The organism is Methylobacter sp. BBA5.1 (genome assembly GCF_000746145.1).
GTDB classification, from domain to species: Bacteria; Pseudomonadota; Gammaproteobacteria; order Methylococcales; family Methylomonadaceae; genus Methylobacter; species Methylobacter marinus.
Window position 1 is genome coordinate 67,486 of sequence record NZ_JQKS01000008.1, and the last position, 21,827, is coordinate 89,312.

The 21,827-nt window shown below is 44.4% G+C and carries 18 protein-coding genes and 3 tRNA genes; 5 read left to right on the forward strand and 16 right to left on the reverse strand.

Features of this window, described 5'->3' with window-relative positions; translation table 11 throughout:
• Window positions 1-884 precede the first annotated feature (884 nt).
• From EK22_RS07120 to EK22_RS07185, 13 genes are all read right to left on the reverse strand, one after another.
• Window positions 885-1,856, reverse strand: a complete 972-nt coding sequence (locus EK22_RS07120) for an ExeA family protein (RefSeq protein WP_020160619.1) — start codon at window positions 1,854-1,856, stop codon at window positions 885-887.
• Window positions 1,857-2,219: 363 nt separating this feature from the next.
• Window positions 2,220-3,107: a UTP--glucose-1-phosphate uridylyltransferase GalU gene (gene galU, locus EK22_RS07125; RefSeq protein WP_020160618.1), complete on the reverse strand. Its 888-nt coding sequence runs from the start codon at window positions 3,105-3,107 to the stop codon at window positions 2,220-2,222.
• 107 nt (window positions 3,108-3,214) lie between these two features.
• Window positions 3,215-4,615 carry a mannose-1-phosphate guanylyltransferase/mannose-6-phosphate isomerase gene (locus EK22_RS07130; RefSeq protein WP_020160617.1) on the reverse strand — a complete coding sequence of 467 codons (1,401 nt, stop codon included), beginning with the start codon at window positions 4,613-4,615 and terminating at the stop codon, window positions 3,215-3,217.
• A gap of 1,487 nt (window positions 4,616-6,102) precedes the next feature.
• Window positions 6,103-6,177, reverse strand: a tRNA-Gly gene (locus EK22_RS07140).
• Between the two features lie 16 nt (window positions 6,178-6,193).
• Window positions 6,194-6,267, reverse strand: a tRNA-Cys gene (locus tag EK22_RS07145).
• Window positions 6,268-6,319: 52 nt separating this feature from the next.
• Window positions 6,320-6,394 (reverse strand) — tRNA-Gly (locus tag EK22_RS07150).
• Between the two features lie 56 nt (window positions 6,395-6,450).
• Window positions 6,451-6,975, reverse strand: a complete 525-nt coding sequence (locus EK22_RS07155) for a hypothetical protein (protein WP_036249521.1) — start codon at window positions 6,973-6,975, stop codon at window positions 6,451-6,453.
• A gap of 288 nt (window positions 6,976-7,263) precedes the next feature.
• Window positions 7,264-8,844 carry a hypothetical protein gene (locus tag EK22_RS07160; protein ID WP_036249375.1) on the reverse strand — a complete coding sequence of 527 codons (1,581 nt, stop codon included), beginning with the start codon at window positions 8,842-8,844 and terminating at the stop codon, window positions 7,264-7,266.
• A 45-nt stretch (window positions 8,845-8,889) separates the two neighbouring features.
• The gene (gene cysK / locus EK22_RS07165) at window positions 8,890-9,798 is read right to left on the reverse strand and encodes a cysteine synthase A (RefSeq protein ID WP_036249377.1); all 909 of its coding nucleotides are present in this window, start codon (window positions 9,796-9,798) and stop codon (window positions 8,890-8,892) included.
• Window positions 9,799-9,886: 88 nt separating this feature from the next.
• Window positions 9,887-10,690, reverse strand: a complete 804-nt coding sequence (locus EK22_RS07170; RefSeq protein WP_036249379.1) for an ABC transporter permease — start codon at window positions 10,688-10,690, stop codon at window positions 9,887-9,889.
• On the reverse strand, window positions 10,687-11,427 hold the full coding sequence (locus EK22_RS07175; RefSeq protein WP_036249382.1) for an ABC transporter ATP-binding protein: 741 nt from the start codon (window positions 11,425-11,427) through the stop codon (window positions 10,687-10,689). The genes EK22_RS07170 and EK22_RS07175 overlap by 4 nt, the downstream gene beginning before the upstream one ends.
• A complete protein-coding gene (locus EK22_RS07180; RefSeq protein WP_036249384.1) occupies window positions 11,424-12,386 on the reverse strand; it encodes a PQQ-dependent catabolism-associated beta-propeller protein in 963 nt (320 codons plus the stop codon). Before EK22_RS07180 ends, EK22_RS07175 begins: the two co-directional genes overlap by 4 nt.
• Window positions 12,387-12,397: 11 nt before the next feature.
• Window positions 12,398-13,537: an ABC transporter substrate-binding protein gene (locus EK22_RS07185; RefSeq protein WP_081917793.1), complete on the reverse strand. Its 1,140-nt coding sequence runs from the start codon at window positions 13,535-13,537 to the stop codon at window positions 12,398-12,400.
• A 205-nt stretch (window positions 13,538-13,742) separates the two neighbouring features.
• Here EK22_RS07185 and EK22_RS07190 point away from each other — a divergent pair, with 205 nt between their 5' ends.
• The 5 genes from EK22_RS07190 (at window position 13,743) to EK22_RS07210 (ending at window position 19,277) form a co-directional block, all read left to right on the forward strand.
• Complete coding sequence (locus EK22_RS07190; protein WP_036249386.1) at window positions 13,743-14,144, forward strand: PilZ domain-containing protein; 402 nt, start codon at window positions 13,743-13,745, stop codon at window positions 14,142-14,144.
• 117 nt (window positions 14,145-14,261) lie between these two features.
• A complete protein-coding gene (locus tag EK22_RS07195) occupies window positions 14,262-15,086 on the forward strand; it encodes an MOSC domain-containing protein (protein WP_081917790.1) in 825 nt (274 codons plus the stop codon).
• 124 nt (window positions 15,087-15,210) lie between these two features.
• Window positions 15,211-17,019 carry a Na/Pi cotransporter family protein gene (locus tag EK22_RS07200; protein WP_036249391.1) on the forward strand — a complete coding sequence of 603 codons (1,809 nt, stop codon included), beginning with the start codon at window positions 15,211-15,213 and terminating at the stop codon, window positions 17,017-17,019.
• Between the two features lie 123 nt (window positions 17,020-17,142).
• Window positions 17,143-17,406 (forward strand): hypothetical protein, encoded by a 264-nt coding sequence (locus tag EK22_RS07205; RefSeq protein ID WP_020160606.1) that lies wholly within the window; start codon window positions 17,143-17,145, stop codon window positions 17,404-17,406.
• Window positions 17,407-17,612: 206 nt separating this feature from the next.
• Window positions 17,613-19,277 (forward strand): glutamine--tRNA ligase/YqeY domain fusion protein, encoded by a 1,665-nt coding sequence (locus EK22_RS07210; RefSeq protein WP_020160605.1) that lies wholly within the window; start codon window positions 17,613-17,615, stop codon window positions 19,275-19,277.
• A 95-nt stretch (window positions 19,278-19,372) separates the two neighbouring features.
• Here the strand turns inward: EK22_RS07210 and EK22_RS07215 are convergent, their stop codons facing one another.
• The 3 genes from EK22_RS07215 to EK22_RS07225 all read right to left on the reverse strand — a co-directional run bounded on the left by EK22_RS07215 (window position 19,373) and on the right by EK22_RS07225 (window position 21,519).
• Window positions 19,373-19,810 carry a cupin domain-containing protein gene (locus EK22_RS07215; RefSeq protein ID WP_020160604.1) on the reverse strand — a complete coding sequence of 146 codons (438 nt, stop codon included), beginning with the start codon at window positions 19,808-19,810 and terminating at the stop codon, window positions 19,373-19,375.
• Between the two features lie 81 nt (window positions 19,811-19,891).
• Complete coding sequence (locus EK22_RS07220; protein ID WP_036249394.1) at window positions 19,892-20,536, reverse strand: FMN-binding negative transcriptional regulator; 645 nt, start codon at window positions 20,534-20,536, stop codon at window positions 19,892-19,894.
• A gap of 131 nt (window positions 20,537-20,667) precedes the next feature.
• On the reverse strand, window positions 20,668-21,519 hold the full coding sequence (locus tag EK22_RS07225; RefSeq protein WP_036249396.1) for a hypothetical protein: 852 nt from the start codon (window positions 21,517-21,519) through the stop codon (window positions 20,668-20,670).
• Between the last annotated feature and the right edge of the window lie 308 nt (window positions 21,520-21,827).

A 21,827-nucleotide genomic window follows, 5' to 3' on the forward strand; every position in this document is an offset into this window, starting at 1 on the left:
TAGTCTGCATAGGTATCTTCACCCGGTAATGTCTTTTGTGCCATGGCATCAACCACTCGGTATAACTTGTCCTACATCCGGTGTTTGTGGGCATGGAACTGCGAATTTCCAATATCTTCAAATACGCTTTTAAGTTTAAAGAACAAGAATATCTAACTTATTAAATCAGTTTTAATTTGATCTTTATAAAGGGATCAATTAACTCAGACTAAAAAGTTGCCATGAACCGCTTAATCATTATTTCTACTAATAGTTTGTCATGCCGATTGTTTTATTGCGCAAACTATCAAATTCAGCTGTCTGGTTTTCAGCTCCGGATTTGCGAGCCTGCTTATGGAACGGCTGTCTACAAAAATGGAAGTTTCCCTCAATATGCGTTTAAACCTTTTTCCCGCTACTCCTGGAATCATTTACGCGGCTTAACGGTTTCGATTTGGTATGGTTTGTTGTGATATAACAAAGTCTAAACAAACCTTTCCAGATTAGGCAAAAAAGTGTTTATAACCTTATTGTCTGTTTGAGCTTAAAATACTCTCTATCCCTAATTTTTCAATAGGTGATATAACGTATCTTGGCAGACTTTTTAATTTTTAAACTTTATTGCCCAGTTTGAGGGCATGCGTTGAACCAGACATACAACCAAAATTTAGCCAATCAGAGTCAGCAACGAATTTAGTAAATGAAGTAGTTATGCCGGTCGGTTTAGAACTGATTGATAATTGGATATAAAATTGAATTAATCAAATATAGGCTGGACTGTCGGGAATTACGACGCCAAATGCCCATCATCAATCATTTTATATTCGCATATCAAGATAGAGAGTGACTTAATTTAATGATATCAGGCATTTTTTATCTGCTCATGGACGGCTTCATTCCCTTCATCATAAGCACGTTGAAGTATCGAAACCTGTTTTCTCGAGGATAGCTTTATGGAACTTCTCCGCTTCGGCAATACGTTCACTCAACCCTAGATCGGGAGAAATGGTTCCTGTAAATTGATTAATGCCGCTTGTTTTTCTTTCATTCACCACTTCCAATATGGTTTTCCAGCCAATTTCATGTGTATCGGTAGCAAAAGCAAACACCATTGCCAAGTCGCAAATATTGTTAATTAGTCGAGGAACGCCTTCAGTATAATAAAATACTGCCGCACAGGCTGATTCCTTAAACACAGACGGCCTTCCGCCGGCAGCCTGGATACGATGCGCTATGTAATGCTTTGTTTCTTCAAAATTAAGGGGCTTTAAATGATATTCAATGGAGATCCGTTGTGCAAATTGAGCCAGTTCGGGCAAATTTAGTTTATCGACCAGTTCCGGTTGTCCTACCAGTATAAGTTGAAGCATCACATGCCGGCTTACATTGATGTTAGACAGCAACCTTAACTCCTCAAGCGTTTCAATATCCATGTTTTGAGCTTCATCGACAATTAATACAACACGTCGTTTTTTTTGATTTTGTTCCGTTATGTATTTAACAAAGGCTTGATAGCGCTCGGTTTTATTCTTGGCATCATGCTGTATATTAAACGAAGCCAATACCCATGTTAGCAAATCACCAAAACTACTATGCGTATTAGTGATTAATCCTACCGCGCATTGGTCTTTAATTTTGCTTAACATACACCTGATCAAGGTTGTTTTGCCCGAACCTATCTCGCCGGTAATAACTGTAATACCCGCTTGACTGACTAAACCGTAGTGGAGTGTGGTTAAGGCTTTTTTATGTTTAGAGCTCAAATACAGAAATCCAGGATCAGGAATAAGAGCAAATGGTTTTTTCTTGAGTCCAAAAAATTTTTTATACATATTTATGGCAATAAGTTCGTTTAAAGGTTTATCCAAGCTTATCATCAAGAACTCGCCGAGAGCATTTCGGAGAACAGACTACCCTGCATGATTGGATAAGCTGATTCTATGGAAATCCATGGCAGGATATTAAATGATACAACCAGGCTTTCCGCTATGTCCCATATCAGAATAAAAACAAACTACACTGCGTTCCCTGCTTTTTTTATAACACACTTCTAGAAATTAAAGTAATCATCTTAAAATGAGACTTTCGAGTGTTACTGAAACAGCATTACAACGAATAAAGAATTTTGAATTAAGAAAAAACATTCTAAATAAAAAGGCTACCGGAAATGCAGCCTTTTTGTTTTAACCAGAATAATTTAATTACCCAGAGCTCCTCCGGTTATCTTTACAGGATTAGTCTTAGATTTTATGCATTTTAGTCAAATTTTTTAGATACGCTAAAAAGTCGTCTTTAAGCTCTTTATGCAGCAATCCATGCTCTACCGTTGCTATTAAAAAACCCAGCTTGGAACCGCAGTCATAGCGTTTTCCTTCAAACTCATAAGCCAATACCTGTTCATCAAGCAATAAATCAGCAATAGCATCGGTTAATTGAATTTCGCCGCCCGCTCCCCTTCCGGTTTTTTCAATTTTGTCAAAAATAGCGGGAGTCAAGATATATCGACCTACGACCGCTAAGTTTGATGGCGCATCCACTGGTTTGGGTTTCTCGACAATAAGTTCGACAGGAGCGAAAGAGCCTGAAAACTCACCTGTCTTGACAATACCGTAACTACCGGTTTCAGAGGGATCGACTCTTTCCACGCCAAGAATAGAGGTGTGCATTTGCTCATAGAGGCGCACCATCTGTGCCATGCATCCCCTGCCGGCGTCTGCGATCAGGTCATCCGCCAATATAACGGCAAAAGGCTCATTGCCAACCACAGATTTGGCGCAATATACGGCATGGCCTAAGCCCAATGCTTCAGATTGTCGGATAAAAACACATGAAACATGGGCAGGCAAAATTTCCCGAATCATATTTAATGTTTCAAATTTACCTTTTGCTTCAAGTTCTTTTTCAAGTTCGTAAGCTTTATCGAAATGGTCCGGTATAGCTCTTTTATTACGGCCGGTAACAAAAATCATAGTATCAATACCGGCTGCAACAGCTTCCTCTACAGCGTATTGAATCAGCGGCTTATCAACGATCGGCAGCATTTCTTTCGGGCTAGCCTTGGTCGCCGGTAAAAAACGTGTGCCTAATCCCGCCACCGGGAAAACCGCCTTGGTAATCTTTTTATTCATTAATTTTTTCCTTATCAATATAATTATTTGACTGTTTATTTAATGTTGTTTTGAATTTAACAGGCTGGAAAACTTATACGCTGCCAAGGCGCTGCAACTAGAAATTATTAATCACGCCCATAAGAATCTTCAAAGCGTACAATATCATCTTCGCCCAAATAACTACCCGATTGAACCTCCACCATTTCCAATGGAATGATACCCGGGTTTTCAAGGCAATGCACCGTCCCCAAAGGAATGTAGGTAGATTCATTTTCGGAGAGTAAAATCTTTTCAGTCCCCTTGGTTACCAAAGCAGTACCTTTTACCACAACCCAGTGTTCAGCACGATGGTGATGTTTCTGTACTGATAACCTGGCTCCTGGCTTGACTACAATACGTTTAGTCTGATACCGCTCGCCGCCGTCCACTGAATCATAATGGCCCCAAGGTCGATAAACCTTACGGTGCAATTCCGCCTCACTGCGTTTAAGTTGTTTTAGCTGAGCAACAATATCCTTTACTTCCTGTACTCTGTCTTTCGGGGCGACCATCAATGCATCAGCAGTTTCGACAACAACCAGATCCCGCAATCCAATAATTGCAACCAGCTTATTTTCGGCTCGCACAAAAGAATTTTCGGTGTCCACCGTTAACACATCACCGCTAATAGCGTTGCCGAACTCATCTTTATCGGCAACATCCCATAAAGCTGACCAAGAGCCTACGTCATTCCAACCGGCATCCAACGGAATCACTACAGCTTTATCGGTTTTCTCCATCACTGCATAGTCGATGGAATCAGCCGGGCATGCGGAAAAGAGTTTTTTATCCAAGCGGATAAAATCCAAATCCACTTTAGCGGCGTTAAGCGCTTGTTGGCAGGCTAGCAATATATCCGGATTAAACTTATTCAGCTCTTGCAGAAAACTACCCGCTCTAAAGGCAAACATTCCGCTGTTCCAGAAATAATCACCACTTTCTAAATAATACTTTGCTGTATCTAAATCTGGTTTTTCAACAAAAGCTGCAACATTAAAAGCGTTTCCCTGTTGCAATTTATCTCGTTTGATATAACCATACCCTGTTTCAGGCTCAGTAGGTACGATACCAAACGTCACTAACCGCCCCTGCTCAGCTAAAACCCGTGCTTGGTCAATAGCATGATGAAAGGCTTCCAGATTCGATATGACATGGTCTGCCGGCAATACCAACAAAACATCATCCTCGGATTCCGCTGTTAAGGCCGCCATAGCGACAGCCGGTGCAGTGTTTTTGCCTATAGGCTCCAGAATCATTGCAGCTGGCTTGACACCAATTTCCCATAATTGCTCCGCCAACATAAAACGATGATCTTCATTGCAAATAGCGATTGGCGCTTGCATTTCTGCTACGCCATTGAGCCTGAGCACGGTTTCCTGCAATAAAGTATAATCAGAAATTAACGGCAGAAATTGCTTAGGAAACTGTCCTCGAGATAAGGGCCAAAGTCTTGTACCTGAGCCACCGGATAAGATAACGGGGATCATATCGCTTACTCCTTCCTTTGTTTTATGAAGAGTTTCTTAAATCCTAATTGAAAATTATTTTAACACTTCTTTATTAAGCCTAACTTGTTTTCAATCAACTACTGAAGCCAGATATCCAGAAGAAGAGGCAAAGCCATATCTGCAAAAGTTGATATTTCATTTGTCCTCATTCAGCTATGTTTACACCTATCATTAAATGGCAAATTAAAACTATTGTTGTGAACGCTTATATGACTTTGCCTTAAATAAAGTCTCGAGCATATTTTACTGCCTGCTTGAAATAATGTATGCAGTTACCATTGAGATGAAACAGGTGGCGTTTATTTATGTTCTAATGATGTGCAGTAAATACAAATAACTTAGGAACGGGAATGAAATAAGACCCGCGTGTGGCAGGATTCCTGTTCCTGTTCAACGACAGCATGGACAGGAAATGATCCCGTCATTTCTCTGCATTCACCCCATCCATGGGGCTCATGCAGAAGGTAGGTAGAAAACCGCTCCTGCGTTGCCTACAGGGATGTAGGTACTTAGCGTGAGCAGGAGCGGAAGCTGCGCCTAAAGCGCCTACTGTTGGTGCTCTACCTCCTGCAACCATGCAGTCATGCTCACGCCCGCCCCTTACCTAACTTAGTAATGGGCATGGAATAAATCAGGGATTTGTAGGTGCGAATTCATTTATGCCCTATGGGTACTTGTGGCCTAGAGGGTATTCGCACTGTGCGGATACCCTCTAGGCCACAAGTAAATCCGCACCTACACCGGAAATTCATCCGCGCACTTGAGGAAGTTATTTTATGCGCGTTCCTTCGCCAGAAGCAAAAGACAGGAATTTTTGAGGTCGTGTATGGATGGCTTGTAGAAGTTCGCCTTATCGAGAACTGCAAAAAGCCTGTAGTCATTGCATCGGCTTTATACGCATGACATAGCCAGTTGCATGAAGTAGATAATGAGAGCGATTTTTTTGATAATACTGATTTTAAATATTGATGATTCACGAATTTTTTGTGTTCATCTATCCGGGCCAACTGTTTTAGCAACATAACCGCGAACAACGCGATACCGGCCATCAATATTCATCACTGGTTTTAGACCTCGGCCTTCAGGCCGAAAGGAGCGCCCGCAACAAGCGAAGTTGCTCTCTCGGGCGCGGTTTGGGAAGGAGATGCAGACCCTTCCCAAGCATTGGCTTCATCCCGCAGGGATATTTCCTTATTGCTCGAAAATACCACTCATTAATATCAACAAATGTTAGCCGCATTCTTTAATTAAGATACGCAATCGTTGGTTTAACCGTTTTCAAAGATTGAAATTTTTACTGATGCTTTAAATGATGAGCACAGGTTCAGCAAGGGATTATCCGCACTCTTGAATTCGGATCGGCTCTGTGATTTGTCTCATTTGATAAGTCTACTTTAGATTAGGCTTAAGGAATTATTCAACGGAAATAAAAAAGCCGCGAGCATACGCGGCTTTTTTTAATATATTGGAGCGGGAAACGAGATTCGAACTCGCGACCCCAACCTTGGCAAGGTTGTGCTCTACCACTGAGCTATTCCCGCATTTCAATTTAACGAATGGAGGCTGCGAGCGGAATCGAACCGCTGTAGATGGCTTTGCAGGCCACTGCATAACCACTTTGCTACGCAGCCTTAAAAGGTAAAATAAAAAAGCCGCGAGCATACGCGGCTTTTTTTAATATATTGGAGCGGGAAACGAGATTCGAACTCGCGACCCCAACCTTGGCAAGGTTGTGCTCTACCACTGAGCTATTCCCGCGTTTCAATTTATTCGCACATTATATAGGCTTTTTTAATATTGTCAAACTTTGTTATTTATTGAACATTAATTGATAAAACCCAGCCATCTCTACCCTGGCATTCGCCTTCCAGCATTTGAACTTTGGCGAATGCATTTTTCTTTCCAGAAAAATCCTGCAAATCTGTGACAGTCACAGGAGTCCCTTGAGGCATATGTTTACAAGCCGCGTTTCTGTCATCTTCCTCTGTATCATCGTATGCGGCTATAGTACCCGGCACAGCAACTAAACGGATGGTTGCCGCTTTATCATATGTATTTGGGCTTTTTAAAACATATTTCTGTCCTACTACAAGATTCTTAATCGCAGGCCCGGAAACAGATTTCGAGGAACCGCCACCGCTCATCATGACAATTACTAGAAGGACAACGACCCCGCCAATGGCGCCAAAAAAAACTTTTGGGTTTTTTTCTTTTAAACTCGACATTGAAGAAATCAGGTTTCCTACTATATTTTTTGCCGAGCTTTCAGGTTTGTTAACATTTTCTTCCGCTTGGTTAACATTTTCTTCGGTTTTGTTAACATTTTCTTCGTTACTCATTTTCATCCTCACGATATTGTAATTTTATTTATTATATTTATTGAGACTCCGCCCAAAGTACCATCATCCGCTTGCTCGGTAATCCGAAACAAGAACTGCCTGACTAGCTTCCTGGGTTAAAATAATGAAAAACAGTTAATAAATTTTTACTTAGAGCAAGAGCTTCTATTTCATCCAGCTTTAAACAATTTTAAAAGTCAACAGTCCATTGATAGATCCAAATGAATGCACCAACTTACCATGATGAAAAAACTTTTCAAGTGCTATGTGCGCTCTTATTTTATCTAATTAAATAAAGTCATAGCCTTTTTTAGTTTGGGCCGGTTTTTCTTTTTCCGCTATACGTTGGCATTCGAATTGCCAATAACCTAATCCGACATTTTTCCTGTTCTTTAATGCAACAGGAAAGCCTTCTTCGTCGTGCACAAACAAGTGAATACTATCGCCTTCCAGCATGCAAGTCTCGGTAATGATATAGCTTTTTTCGCTTTTCTGCTCATTTCCTGTATATAGCAAGGCTTTTTGCGGCTCATCTTTTTCCGACGCATCGGCCTGTCTATAAGATACAGCGGAAGATTGTTCCGCTAACAACTGCATGCCAAAATCTATCTTTCCATTCTGCTTCGATACAACAATTTTATTGACTATCCCTAAGGAACGCTTATATTCCGGCATATCTGTTTTTCGGAAACTAACCAGACTACCCACAGATAGAACGCCGGTTTTCTTAAATACGCAGGATAACAACTGATCAGAGCTTGACTGAGCAAGAAACTCCATATTTTTTTCAGTATCCGTTTCCAATGAATTCTGTAGATCGAAAGTCGTATCCAGGCCAATAGCGATATAGCGATCCAGTCTATCGCTAAAAAAAAGAGCTCCTTGAAAATCGATGCCAGACCATCTTTGTCCAAGATAGTCAAGTAGCTCTGCCGATAGCTTTACACTATTATTTTTTGACACATACATTGGGCTAAATCTTGCTTCGATCGCACTAATCATCTTCTCCTTCTGCTGTAAAGCTTTAAATAGCCTAGTAAAATCTATATACAGTGCAGCCGGATCATTTTTAACACTTATACTGTCCTGATAATACGGTGGTTTATCTTCATCCGTTGAGATAATACACTGCATCTGCTGACCAGCAACAGGTTCGCTTTTCAAGCTCACTAGAAAATCGATGGTTTCAATGAAGCTATAAACCAACAAAATTTCTTTTTGCATCAAGCCGGTCGGATCAGCAAGGCTGAGTAACAGGATTTGTTTATAACATTCTTCAGGAGTACTTGTTTTATTGGACTGATTTATGTCATTGACAATTTTAGTCGTATCTTTTTTTATTTCGATACTGAGCTTATAAAGTGAATGAAGATCTATCCATACCCAATCCGGAATAGACATTCCCATAAGAAAATGACTGATTACAATGCTACTTAATCCGCTAATGCATCGCTGAATTGCTAATGCTGCATTTTTTCCCTGAAACCAGCTGACATTGCGCCTGGTTAACTCTTTAAGTACTATCCAGTAACCGATAGTAAATTCCTTTTCAATTGAAACTAATACATCGAGAATTTTCTTGTCATTCTCTTCTTTCGGAAATCCTGTTTTAATGAGTCTTGAACGAAGATAGTCCTCAATTACCAATGCACTGGGCCTTACAAGCTCCAAGGCATCCAGCCTCATCTGACTATCCATCTCAATAGCATTACAATCTTTAATAAAATCGTAAAGCAGGCGGGTAGCCAAACCAGGATTGGCCGTCGGCAATTCGGTAATCCATTGTTGCAGTGCCTTAATTGAAAATTCTTTTAGACGCAGAGGATTATTCTGTTGCGTTGGAATGACCAGAAAAAAAGAGTTCTTCACATATTCACCGATTTTAACTTCGCTCTTTAGTAATTAACAAAGCCATTATCCCATACTCAAATAGCGCTCACCGGTATCATGGACAATGGTTACCACCGTTTTTCCTGGCCCTAATTTTTTAGCCACTCTTAATGCGGCACAGACACTGGCACCCGATGAAATGCCGGCAAGAACGCCTTCCTCCTCAATTAACCGCTTGCGCATTGCGAATGCTTCGTCCGTGCTGACTAACTCAATAGCATCCAATAAATCCACGTTCAGATTTTTGGGAATAAATCCGGCACCGATACCTTGAATTTTATGTGGGCTATGGGTACCACCGGATATAACAGGAGATTCAGCGGGCTCTACTGCAATAACCTGAAAATTTTCTTTTCTTTTTTTAATGACATCGGCAACGCCTGAAATCGTTCCACCGGTACCAACGCCACACACAAACGCGTCAATGTTTCCCTCGGTAGCGGACCATATTTCCTGTGCCGTTGTCTGTTTGTGTATTTCCGGATTAGCGGGATTTTCAAACTGTTGAGGCATAAATGCGCCTGATGTATTCGCAACAAGTTCTTCTGCCTTACTAATAGCCCCTTTCATCCCTTCGGGACCAGGAGTTAAAACAATCTCCGCCCCGAACAACGCCATTAGATGACGCCTTTCCACCGACATGGTCTCAGGCATGGTCAATATGCACCGATAGCCACGCGCTGCGGCGACCATTGCCAGAGCAATGCCAGTATTGCCTGAGGTCGGTTCGATTATAGTACCGCCCGCCTTAAGCCGCCCCTCTTGCTCGGCCGCTTTTATCATGGCGAGGCCAATTCTGTCTTTTACGGAACCGCCAGGGTTGCGAGACTCGAGCTTAACCAATATATCGGCAGAACCAGCCTCTGCAATATGCCGTAATTTCAATAAACTGGTGTTGCCAATCAATTCACCAATATCCTGAGCGTAAGTCATTTTTCCACCTCTATAAATTTATAAATCTAAGGTAATGAGACAATTTTAGACCAAACTAGCAAATCAATTTGAATGAGAGAATAGGCTGTCACCCCCCACCTTTTCTCACCATCATGCCCCTCGAAGGATTATAACCAATGATTGCTGCTGTCATAAAAATAACAAAAGCGACAAAAGTATAAATAAAAGCCTCCTGATTAAACTGCTCGTACAAGGCAAATCTTGTCAACTCGACCGCTTGCGAGAAGGGATTGTATTTAGCCAGATTATGCAACAGCTCACTGGACTCTTTGATTTTCCATAAGGGATATAACGCTGTGGACATGAAAAATAAAGGGAAAATCACGAAATTCATAACGCCTGCAAAATTTTCAAGTTGTTTTATGAATGACGACAAGAGTAGACCCAAAGCCCCTAGCATCAATCCTGAAAGCATAAGCGCCGGCAATACCCACAAGTAACCTTGCCATGGTGCTTGTATTTCGTAAAACCACGCAATGGCTAAAAATACATAAACTTGTACAATGGATACTGCCGTACCGGCCAATAATTTACTAAGCAATAAAAAACCCCTTGGCAACGGGCATACCATCAGTATCCGCATGCTCCCCATTTCCCTATCATAGACCATTGACAATGAACTTTGCATACCATTGAACAGCTGTATCATGCCGATCAACCCCGGCGTAATATAAACTTCGTAAAGTATATAAGTTTCATATGGTGGAGTGATAGCCAGACCTAATGCGGCTCGAAAACCGGCAGCGAATACAAATAACCAGACCAAAGGCCTGACCAGAGCCGAAATAAAACGCTCACGTTGGGTAACAAAACGCCACAATTCACGCCAAATAATGCCCCACATTGCGCGCCAGTAATGCAATAGTTTCATGCCTGCTCTCCTTGCGTCAATTTGTAAAAAGCTTCTTTAATCGTTGCGGCATGGGTAAGTGCCTGAACTTCATCAACGGTGCCTTGCGCTTTAATGCGGCCTTTATGAAGCACGATCAAGCGATCCTGCGGATAAATCTCATCTATTAAATGACTCGCCCATAAAACCGCCATCTGTTGCTCGACGGCCAATCTGTGCACGTGTTCTACGATATCGTGGCGACTGGGTACATCCAGACCGACAGTAGGCTCATCCAATAACAGCAACGACGGCTTATGCAATAGCGCCCTTGCAATCTCGACTCGCCGTCTATGCCCACCGTTAAGCTCGCGAATTTGCTCAAAACGACGATCGACCATATCCAGTCGTTCCAATTCTTCCTGAATCCGTTGCGTGGCCTGCTTCCGGCTCATGCCATGCAAGGATGCGTGATAACGCAAGTTCTGCATGACTGTCAGGTCCATATCCAAGGTCGTCTGTTGAAAAACCACGCCCAGTTTTGCCAAGGCCTTGCGCGTTTGCCGCTTGATATCGAAACCGCATAATTCGATACGCCCGCTGCGCGTATCATACAGCCGCGTAATCAATGAAAATAACGTACTTTTACCGGCGCCGTTAGGGCCTAACAGAATGGTGCATTCCCCTTGCTGAATCTTGAAGCTAACGTCATCAAGCGCTTTCTTGCCGCTATATGAAAAGCTTAAGTTTTTAACCAACAATGCTATAGGCGCTTTCATGGCTTGACTGCAACTCCCCAAGGATAAAGCCCCACGCCGACCGATTTAGTCACTTTTTGACTTTCAAGATCAATAATGGAAATGTCATTACTGGTACCGTTAGTGGTATAGAGCCTTTTCTGGTCGGGAGAAAAGGCCAGATTCCAGACACGCTGTCCAACCAGCAAATATCTTTCGACTTCAAAAGTCTGTGCATTAATCACTGCGACACGGTTTGCAGGTCCCAATGCCACATAACCTCTGTTCCTGTCCTTGTCGATTGCGACGCCCACCGGTTGAATTTTATCGTTACTGACGCCGGGGATTTCAAAGCTGATGCTTTTGAGGATTTGTTTCGTATTGGCGTCCAGAATTGTCAGCGTACCAGCCATTTCCGATGTCGCCCATAATTGCTGGCTGTCCGCCGTAAAACTGACTGCGCGCGGACGTGGATCAACCAGCGTATTATCTGAAATCGCCAGGCTTTGAGTATCGATCCAATGCAGCATGTTCGTCGTCTCGGAGGCACTGATCACCCAGCGGTTATCTGGACTGACTGTAATGCCTTCAGGCTCAACGCCTACCTGGATCTGCTTGATGGCTTTTTTGCTAGCGGTATCGATGACGGTTACCAGACTATCATCTTCATTGGATACATAAAGCCTGTCGCCAGCCGGATTTAACGCAAATGTTTCGGGATCATCGCCGGATGGCAACTCACCCACTACCGCTAAATTAGCCGCATCAACGATTTTGATCGTATCGTCATCACTGGTGGCAATATACAAGTATTTATTATCGGGACTGATAGCGATACCCCGGGGGCGCTGACCGACGGGTACTGTTTTGATCAACTTGCCTTCCACTGGATCAACGACAGCCAGGGCGTTATCTTTTTCCAAGGTGACGAAAACAGTCTCCGCCTGTACCGCTCCTATGGATGCCGCCGCCAAAAACAGCGCTAAACAATTTTTTTTCATATGTATCTGCCTCACTTACATGTCGATTCGGATTGATCATAACCCAACGTATCAAGTTCGGTTCTTGGATGCAAAAAACCCTCAACTGGCGCCGTGGTAACCAATGACCTGGGAGCTGCCAGCAAAATCGGCTGCCTTAATTGCCCATTCCAGGCGCGGAAGGACAAGGGCCTGCCTTTATACCCCTGCAATGTAAACTGTTCGCTCAGCAGAAATTCCTTAACCGCTTTCAATTCATTGGATTTCGTACGTGTAGCTGCCTCGCCTATGGCTCTGACCGCCAGGTAAGCCGCATAGTCCTGCTCTTCCATCCAGCGTCCCGATTGCTCTTTAAAGCGATTCTGAATCTGCACGGCGCCCCATTGTTCATGCGTCCGGTGCCATGCCGTGGCAATCAAGCCCTGAGTCCCGACTACCGGCCGAGGGTGCCAGGTACGGTAGTCCAGATATTCCCCAAACAGCCCTTGCTCATCGGCAACAACCAAGACATCATAGTCATCCACTTGAGTAAACACGGGCACATCCGATTGCGCCGTGCGTCTTGCATCATAAGTATGCTCCCAGATTTTTTCTTCCACTATTTTCATGCCGAATCGCTTGGCGGCTCGTTTGATTGCATGTGCAAACAGCCGATCCTCCGGATTCGGACCGATCACCAGAAACCATTTATTCCAACGCTTTTTCATCATATATTGCGCCAATGCATCGGCCCGCATCGCCCTGCTGGGCAATATGTGCAATACGTTTTTACGGCATTGCTCATTGCGTAAGGCATCATCACGCGTGGATGCATCGAGTAACACCATCTGCTGGGCCGCGGGTAAATCGGCAATGCCGATCATTTGCTCGGCAGGCAATGTGCTCACAACAAATTGAAACTGACCATCGATGCTTTTGTTGAACACATCAGCAACATTGCCATCAATCGGTACAATGAATTTTTTCAGGGAAAATTGCTGACCGGTAAACTGCCCTGTCGTATTATTGTCGCTAATCGCCAGCTCTGCCCCTAACACCCCCTTGTTTTCAATGAAAGGGTCTAAATTGGACAAAGCCGGAGGCACTTTTTGCTCTTGCGCCAAATAGGCAATATTGACCGTCTGTTTAGCTTCCGCATAAACCGGGCTAGTGATAAGCAGTTGAAAAACCAATAAAAACTTAACAATTATCCGAAGAGACACATTATAAAACACGGTATTTCCCAGCAATAAAAAACAAACAGGATATTAATTTTAACGGATTCAACGACATTTTTTAGCTTTTCGTTGAAGTTTCAGCGCATCGTTATATTGAAATTTATCAATTTACGGACAATACTTGACCTTAGATCTAAATAACAATGCCAACCAATGCTTCATGAACGTTGATGATAATACCGAAACGCCAGATGATTTATTTGACTTTGATCCGTCACGGAATCAACTGATCAATAATCGTATAACGACCCGATACCTAAGAGAAGACATCAAAGCCACACTCTGTAAAAAACGCTTGTTTCATTTAGGGCGTGAAACGCCAGTTGACTTAATCGACATCAGCAGTAAAGGTGTATTAGTCCTCAGCAATCAAAAATTCAGTATTCATGACAAGGTCACGTTGAAACTTGAGTTCGACAGCGGAAAGACATTTAAAATCAAGGCTGCCGTGGTTCGTAAATCCACCCCGCAAGGTAATCATTACGGGATAAGATTCGATCGCTACAATGATGAACTCGGTGATTATCTGCTCGAAACGCAAAAAAAATTAGTCTTCAAATAAGCCATTCCCCTCTGGGACTTCCATGTAAAATCGCTGCCTCAAGCATTGCCGATATTCAACAAACCGATGTCCTTCAGCTCCCTAATACCAATTAAGCTAAAAAACGGTTAAATCCGAATGACACATTTCACATTAAGCGGCCTGTACATCTACCCGGTGAAATCACTGGCGGGTATCAATGCGGCCCGTTGGCAAGTGACTAAAACCGGACTTCAGCACGACAGAAAATGGATGCTTATCGATAACGACGGGCAATTTCTCAGCCAACGCCAACATCCGCGCATGGCCTTGATTAAAACCGCGCTGTCCGATAAACACCTGACACTGTCCGCGCCGGGCATGGACAATCTAATGCTGCCGCTGATGCCCGTCGACGGCGAAATCATCAGCAGCACCATCTGGCGGGACCGGTGCGATGCCCTGCGCGTATCAGAGCAAGCCGACCGATGGCTGAGCCGTTTTCTAAATGCCGATTGCCAGCTTGTTTATCAGCCCGATAACGCAATCCGCCAGGTTGCCCCTGATTATGCCCATGCCACTGATCAAGTCTCGTTTGCCGACGGTTTTCCTTTTCTGATTATTTCGGAAAATTCGCTGGCGTCATTAAATCATGAGATGCAACTGGATTTACCGATGGCCCGCTTTAGGCCCAACCTGGTCATTAGCGGTTGCCCCGGTTACGCCGAAGACAGTTGGCGCGAAATCCGCATTGGCGCTATCGACTTCAGGCTTACCAAGCCGTGCTCCCGCTGCGCTATGCCAACCATAGACCCTGAAACCGCGCAAACAGGCAAAGAACCTCTTACAACACTTAACCGCGTCAGGAAATGGGAAAACCAGGTCTATTTCGGCCAAAATGCCTTGCATGATCAATGCGGTGTACTGGCTGTCGGCGATATCGTGCAAATCAAATTGACCGGCCCGAACCAGCCGCCTATTTAGCCGCCCCTCAATCAAATCCAACCGCCTGCGTAAAATCAGGCGTTTAAAGGCGCCTTCACATTTAACCTGTGCCATTTGTTAAACTGGCTTCCCATCAGCCTTTGCCTTATTTTTTTACTCAAACATGCCCAAACCCTTTCTGCTTGTTGTTATCCTTCTTTTGTCTTACGGTTTCTGGCTGAGCGATGAATTTAAAGGCATTGCCGCAGGCATCTCGATTTTTCTCTTCGGCATGCTGTTACTGGAACAAGGCTTCAAAACCTTTACAGGCGGCATACTGGAACGAATTCTACAAAAGACCACGAATACAGCCTGGAAAAGTCTCAGTTTTGGCATCGTTTCAACAACATTGATGCAGTCGAGCTCCCTGGTTTCGATTATCACCATTTCCTTTTTAAGCGCCGGCCTGCTTGATTTAGTCGCAGGCATCGGCATCATATTTGGTGCCAATCTTGGCTCGACCGCCGGCGCATGGCTGATTGCCGGACTGGGATTAAAAGTCAAAATATCCACTTATGCCATGCCCCTGCTGGTTTTCGGCGTTTTATGCAGCTTCCAGAACAGCAAACAACTGAAAGGCATCGGTTACATCCTGACCGGATTGGGCTTTCTTTTTCTTGGCATACACTATATGAAAGAGGGCTTCGAGACTTTTGAAAACACGATCAATCTGGCCGATTACGCCATGCCGGGTTTACAAGGCTTACTGATTTACACTCTGTTAGGCACCATCGCTACCGTGATCATGCAGTCCAGTCATGCCACAATGGTATTGATCATCACGGCATTATCCGTGCATCAAATCACATACGACAATGCGCTGGCCCTGGCCATCGGTTCCAACATCGGTACGACCATTACCGCCATCATCGGCGCCCTGAGCGCCAATGTTCAGGGTAAACGACTGGCCGGCGCGCATCTGCTGTTTAATCTGCTGACCGGCATTATCGCCTTGACATTCATCAAGGAATTTATGAATGCTGTTGATATGATCAATGCATGGCTGGATATTCCCGCGGCCGACAATACCTTGAAACTGGCGACTTTTCATAGTTTGTTTAACCTGGTCGGCGTTGCCATTATGTTGCCATTTATCCACCAACTGGTCGTCTTGCTTGAAAAAATATTCATAGAAAAGCGCCCCAACCTTTTCAGGCCAAAATATTTAAACTTGTCCGCCGTCGAATTTCCTGAAACGGCCGTCGAGTCCGTCAGGCAGGAAAGCATTCATTTATATGATCACGCCATTCATATCATCCTGCATACGTTTGGTTTGCGCAAACGCCATCTATCGGATCAATCCGATCTCAAACAATTGATAGAGCTCAATAACGACCCCGTCGAATACGATATTGACGCAGGCTATGAAAAAAGAATAAAAGGCATCTATAGCGCCATCATTGCCTTTATCAGCCAAGCCGCTTTCTCTTGGGAAATGAAACAATCGTCCAGGCTCTCCTGGCTGCGCGATGCCAATCGGACTCTGGTCGAAGCCATTAAGGACACCAAGCATTTACAGAAAAACTGGGCTCGATCCCGAATTTCAAATAATGCAGCCATCAAAAACGAATATAAAAAAATCGCTTATCAGATAGTCTTGCTGATCCAGCAGATAGAACAATTCAGGAAGGAGATAGCAGAGAACGAATTGCCGCTGTTATCGCTGGATATTTTAAAAGCCTCGATTGAAGACGAGGACATGCAGATGAATCGCTCCCTTGACTTACTGATTCGGGAGCGGAAAATCACGCCCGAAACCGGCTCGTCATTAATTAATGACAGTACCTATATGTACAACATCAAGAAAAACCTGCTCAAAACCGCCGAAACGCTATTTGTGCAAGACAATACCCGCGCCATACACGTTGAACACCAATTAACACTGAACGAAACCGAGATCAAGGAAGTCGTTCAGGCGGTGGATGCGCAATAGAGACTGTGAGAGAACTCATTTTTAACTTGGCAGGGACAATACTTTCACATACTCAATAACGATAATTCGTGAATTATTACGACTATACTGAACGCTACCTTTTAATTCTTGCGTCTACCAGCCATGCATAAAGAAAAGTTACTGCTTAAATTACAGGCCTTTTTTGATCCGGCCCAAAAAAGAAAAAAACACCATATAGAAGAATTAAAAAAGATCTTGAAGAAACTCAAGAAGAAAGAACGGACAATCATGGATAAAATCGAACAGACGGATGATGACTGTTTGAAAAAACAATACCAAACCGAACTGGAAATCATCCGTCTGCAACGCAAAAAAGGCATTGATGTATTGCAACAGCTTAGGGAACGCAGTCGCCCGTCGGATTAAATCGCCCCATCGTGTTGTTCTCTCCCTACAGGCATGGTCTTTACTAAAATGAGCACGTACAGTAGTATGCTCGCCAAACAATCCCATTAAAGCCAAAATGCCTCCAATAGCTTGAAAAGCAAAAAACTTACGAAGAGTTTACCGGCTGATTTAGCGATAATGCCTGACTATTAAATTCCATAACGCGACAATTACATATAGACATCATGTCCACAAACGAAAATCCGCCCTCGTCTAATTTTATCCGTCATATCATCGACAATGATCTCAAGGAAAACAAAAACAACGGTAAAGTCGCTACCCGATTTCCGCCTGAGCCCAATGGCTATCTGCATATCGGCCACGCAAAATCGATCTGTCTGAATTTCGGCATTGCCGAGGAATACAAAGGCACCTGTAACCTGCGTTTCGACGATACCAATCCTGAAAAAGAAAGTGACGAATATGTGCAAGCCATCATGCGCGACGTGCAATGGCTGGGCTTTCAATGGTCGGAATTACGTCACGCCTCGGACTATTTTGAACAGCTCTACGATTATGCCGTTCAACTGATTAAAGACGGCAAAGCCTACGTTGACAGCCTGTCGGCCGAGCAAATCAGAGCCTATCGCGGCACCCTGACCGAACCCGGCAAGGAAAGCCCGGACAGAAACCGTTCTGTAGAAGACAACCTGGATTTGTTCAAACGCATGCGCGAGGGAGAATTCGCCGATGGTCAGTACGTGCTGCGCGCTAAAATCGATATGGCTTCGCCGAATATCAACATGCGCGACCCGGCTTTGTACCGCATTCGCCGCGTTCATCATCAACGTACCGGCGATAAATGGTGCATCTATCCAATGTACGATTATACGCATTGTATTTCCGACGCGCTTGAAGGCATTACGCATTCACTGTGTACGCTGGAGTTTGAAGATCATCGTCCGCTTTACGACTGGGTACTGGATCAACTCAAAACACCCAGCCATCCGCAACAAATAGAATTCGCCCGGCTGCAATTAAAATATACCATTGTCAGCAAGCGCAAACTCAACCAACTGGTCACTGAAAAACATGTCAGCGGCTGGGATGACCCACGAATGCCGACCATTGCCGGTCTGCGCCGCGCAGGTTTTACGCCTAAATCAATACGCGATTTTTGCGAACGCATCGGCGTCACCAAACAAAACTCATGGATAGAAATGGGCGTGCTGGAATACTGCATCCGCGAAGACCTCAATGAAAACGCGCCTCGCGCGATGGCCGTACTGAGACCTTTGCGCGTGGTCATCGAGAACTACCCTGAAGACAAAACCGAATATCTGGAAATCAGCAATCATCCGCAGAAACCCGAATTCGGCAAACGCGAAATTGCCTTTTCGAGAGTTGTGCTGATAGAACAAGATGATTTTGCCGAAGTACCGCCTCCTAAGTACAAACGCCTGGTAGAAGGTGGTGAGGTCCGCTTGCGTGGTACCTATGTCATTAAATGTAATCAAGTCATCAAAGACGCCGACGGCAACATTACAGAACTGCGCTGCACTTACGACCCTGATACACTGGGCAAGAACCCGGAAGGCCGCAAAATCAAAGGCGTAATACACTGGGTTGCCGAAGCGCACTCACGGCCGGCCGAACTGCGCCTGTACGACCGCCTGTTCAAAGTGCCCAATCCGGATAATGAAGAAAATTTCCTTGAGGCACTGAACCCGAATTCGCTGGAAGTACTGACGGACTGCCGCGTCGAAGCCAGCCTGGCTGATGCGAAGCCTGAAAGCCGCTACCAGTTCGAACGCACCGGCTATTTCTGCCTGGATGCCAAGGACAGCGTTGGCGGTAAGCTGGTATTCAACAGGACGGTGACTCTGCGCGACACCTGGGAAAAAAACTGATCCTTTAAAATCTAAACCGGCTTCAATCAAGGGTTGTCCCGTTCATAGCCAGGACAACCCTTTTCTTCACTTTGCCTTGAGGGCATGATAAACCGTTAGTCGGCCATATACATTCCGTATCGCTCTACGCTAAGCACTACCTTCTGAATTAAATCGCCCTCAACGGATCGCTCCTGAGCCTGAGATTCATGCACCGGAATGCCAAAGTCTCGAAAAAATTGTTGAAAGCCTTTGGGACGCCAGCCCGTGATCCACACAACCGCTTCTTCCGTATTGTTGATGAATGTGTGAACAGTGTTGGGCGACAGATCGACAAAACTGCCGGCGGAATGTTTTTGCCATTCCCCATTGCTCATAACATCCAAAGTTCCCTTGATGACCAGGAAAAACTCATTTTCGCTCTTGTGGTAGTGCGGAGGCGGGCCCGGTACATGAGGCGGCGAGGTAACTTCTATCAAGCCATAAGAATCATCGGTATCGAGAGGGCGAATCCTATGACCAAGCACCCAAAGCGCTGCGCTGTCGTTGTTCATTAATCTTTATTTCCTTCCAAGTATTGATTGACGTGAAGTAACCGGCCGGCTATACAATTTCTTTTTAATTCTATTGAGGAATCAGCGCGCCTTTTTGGCCTCGGCCTCCATCAGCACAGCCATTGATATAGCCTCAGGGTTTCCGCACGTGCTTAACCCGGAAATGATGCTGTCCTGATTTCGTTCCGGCTGATTCTGACTCACTTTCCATTTTCCTGACAATTTTGTAATGTTAATTTCGATGCCGACGATAGACCCGATCAGTTTTTCGATAAATTCAGAGGGCGCATCCGATACGGCCCATGGCTCGGAAAAAGCCGCCTCACTATGGGTAGTCAGCGCCTCAAGCTGAGAACGCAACCATGCTGTATCGTCGATAACGCGCAGCCAGCCGTAGGCATGGACAACGGCATAATTCCAGGTCGGCACCACTTTTCCGTTTTCCTGCTTGGAAGCGTACCAGGATGGAGTAATGTAGGCATTAGGGCCATGAAATACAGCCAGTACCTCAACATCTTTTGCCAAGTCGAGCCACATGGAATTGGAGCGAGCGACATGGCCCTGCAAAACGCCAAACGGCGATGGCGCTGTCGATAAGAGCAACGGAATGTGATTCGCATCCAGTCCACTTTTGGACAGCGTAATCAAAGTAGCAAGAGGATGGCCCCGGATCAGGTCATGCATGACTTCGGTCCTGGGTTCTTCAAAGTGCTTCGGTATGTACATGGATTTTCACGCTGATATATTCCCTTAAAAATAAGCAGGAGCTGAGCTCATGCTGGTCAAAGTACGCTTTTTATAAGAAGCCAAGCTTGCCGCCTAAGCAACTTTTTCTGCGCCATTTTTACTCCCAGCTATTACAGCTTTGAAGCGTCGATATACTTCTCACCGTTAAAAATGTAAATCACATTCTTGGCGGGCATTATGGAAACACCGTTTTCACCGCTTTCAGTGCCGGTACGAGTGACTAGCAAATCAGGGTATTCAGTATTTTGGCCGGAAACCGTCGATATGGCCCCCGTATAACTCCAGCACGGTATCGAGCCGCCTTCAGCAGAAGATGCCCGTTCAGATGCTTCGTCGCATATGCCGGAGTTGTCCGCATCCGTTTGAACGTATCCAAGATCGCGCCAGTTGTTTTTCGAAAAGGCAAACAGTGCTTTTCCCGACTCGAAAAATCCCCCCATACCGGCCCCGGTATCAATCATAAATGCGATGTTATCTGGCGATAATTGCAGAACTTCCGCCTGTTTGACTTCCGAGGCATCCCCCCACTCTCCGAAATCGCCAAATTTCGGTTGTTTTGACACGACCTGCCAGCGGCCGTCGGTCTGCTTGTAAGTGACGGCACCCACTTTAACACCTTGCGCGTGTGCTTCAACGATTGCTCCGGTTTGCGGATCGACTTCCTGAGTTTTCGCGAATACGACATAAAAATCATCGCTGCCCAACTTGAATGATTGCTCAAACCAGATACTGCTCAATTCATTAGCCGAAACCCTCGCCTTGCCGCTTGGATCGGCGGCGCCGAATAAGTCTTTCAAAGCCATTATATGATCGGGCTTGCCGGAGTGATTTTTCAATAAAAACCCCGAATTTTTCTTACTTTCTTCAATATAAAAAAATACAGAGATTGCTATGGTAATAATCAATACTCCTGCCAAAATGGCGATGAGTTTTGATTGTTTCAATGATAATTTTTGGTTCATTTTCTTTCTTATTAAATCCGTTAATTAAAAGATCGAAGCCTGACGCTACGAGATAACCGGCCTCAAAAACATGTATTAATTTTTATGTCGAATTAAAGATTTTTCTATTTAGCAGCGCAAGTTTTCAATATTCTACCGCCCAGATATTACTTCATCCTTATGCATCGAGTATATTTTGACCGAATGTCTGTATCAATAAATAGGCGAACAATAAAACTTTTGTAACCCATTAAATCCAGCTCAAGAAGTCTTGCTGGCATTTTTTCTGTTTGTCATATTCTTGTAATAAAGGCACCCTATTCTTGCGG

Coding starts and splice junctions, on each gene's coding strand:
- EK22_RS07120 (WP_020160619.1), bottom strand. CDS start 1,856: ATGATAAGCTTGGATAAACCTTTAAACGAACTTATTGCCATAAATATG.
- galU (WP_020160618.1), bottom strand. CDS start 3,107: ATGAATAAAAAGATTACCAAGGCGGTTTTCCCGGTGGCGGGATTAGGC.
- EK22_RS07130 (WP_020160617.1), bottom strand. CDS start 4,615: ATGATCCCCGTTATCTTATCCGGTGGCTCAGGTACAAGACTTTGGCCC.
- EK22_RS07155 (WP_036249521.1), bottom strand. CDS start 6,975: ATGAGTAACGAAGAAAATGTTAACAAAACCGAAGAAAATGTTAACCAA.
- cysK (WP_036249377.1), bottom strand. CDS start 9,798: ATGACTTACGCTCAGGATATTGGTGAATTGATTGGCAACACCAGTTTA.
- EK22_RS07170 (WP_036249379.1), bottom strand. CDS start 10,690: ATGAAACTATTGCATTACTGGCGCGCAATGTGGGGCATTATTTGGCGT.
- EK22_RS07175 (WP_036249382.1), bottom strand. CDS start 11,427: ATGAAAGCGCCTATAGCATTGTTGGTTAAAAACTTAAGCTTTTCATAT.
- EK22_RS07180 (WP_036249384.1), bottom strand. CDS start 12,386: ATGAAAAAAAATTGTTTAGCGCTGTTTTTGGCGGCGGCATCCATAGGA.
- EK22_RS07190 (WP_036249386.1), top strand. CDS start 13,743: ATGAACGTTGATGATAATACCGAAACGCCAGATGATTTATTTGACTTT.
- EK22_RS07195 (WP_081917790.1), top strand. CDS start 14,262: ATGACACATTTCACATTAAGCGGCCTGTACATCTACCCGGTGAAATCA.
- EK22_RS07200 (WP_036249391.1), top strand. CDS start 15,211: ATGCCCAAACCCTTTCTGCTTGTTGTTATCCTTCTTTTGTCTTACGGT.
- EK22_RS07205 (WP_020160606.1), top strand. CDS start 17,143: ATGCATAAAGAAAAGTTACTGCTTAAATTACAGGCCTTTTTTGATCCG.
- EK22_RS07210 (WP_020160605.1), top strand. CDS start 17,613: ATGTCCACAAACGAAAATCCGCCCTCGTCTAATTTTATCCGTCATATC.
- EK22_RS07215 (WP_020160604.1), bottom strand. CDS start 19,810: ATGAACAACGACAGCGCAGCGCTTTGGGTGCTTGGTCATAGGATTCGC.
- EK22_RS07220 (WP_036249394.1), bottom strand. CDS start 20,536: ATGTACATACCGAAGCACTTTGAAGAACCCAGGACCGAAGTCATGCAT.
- EK22_RS07225 (WP_036249396.1), bottom strand. CDS start 21,519: ATGAACCAAAAATTATCATTGAAACAATCAAAACTCATCGCCATTTTG.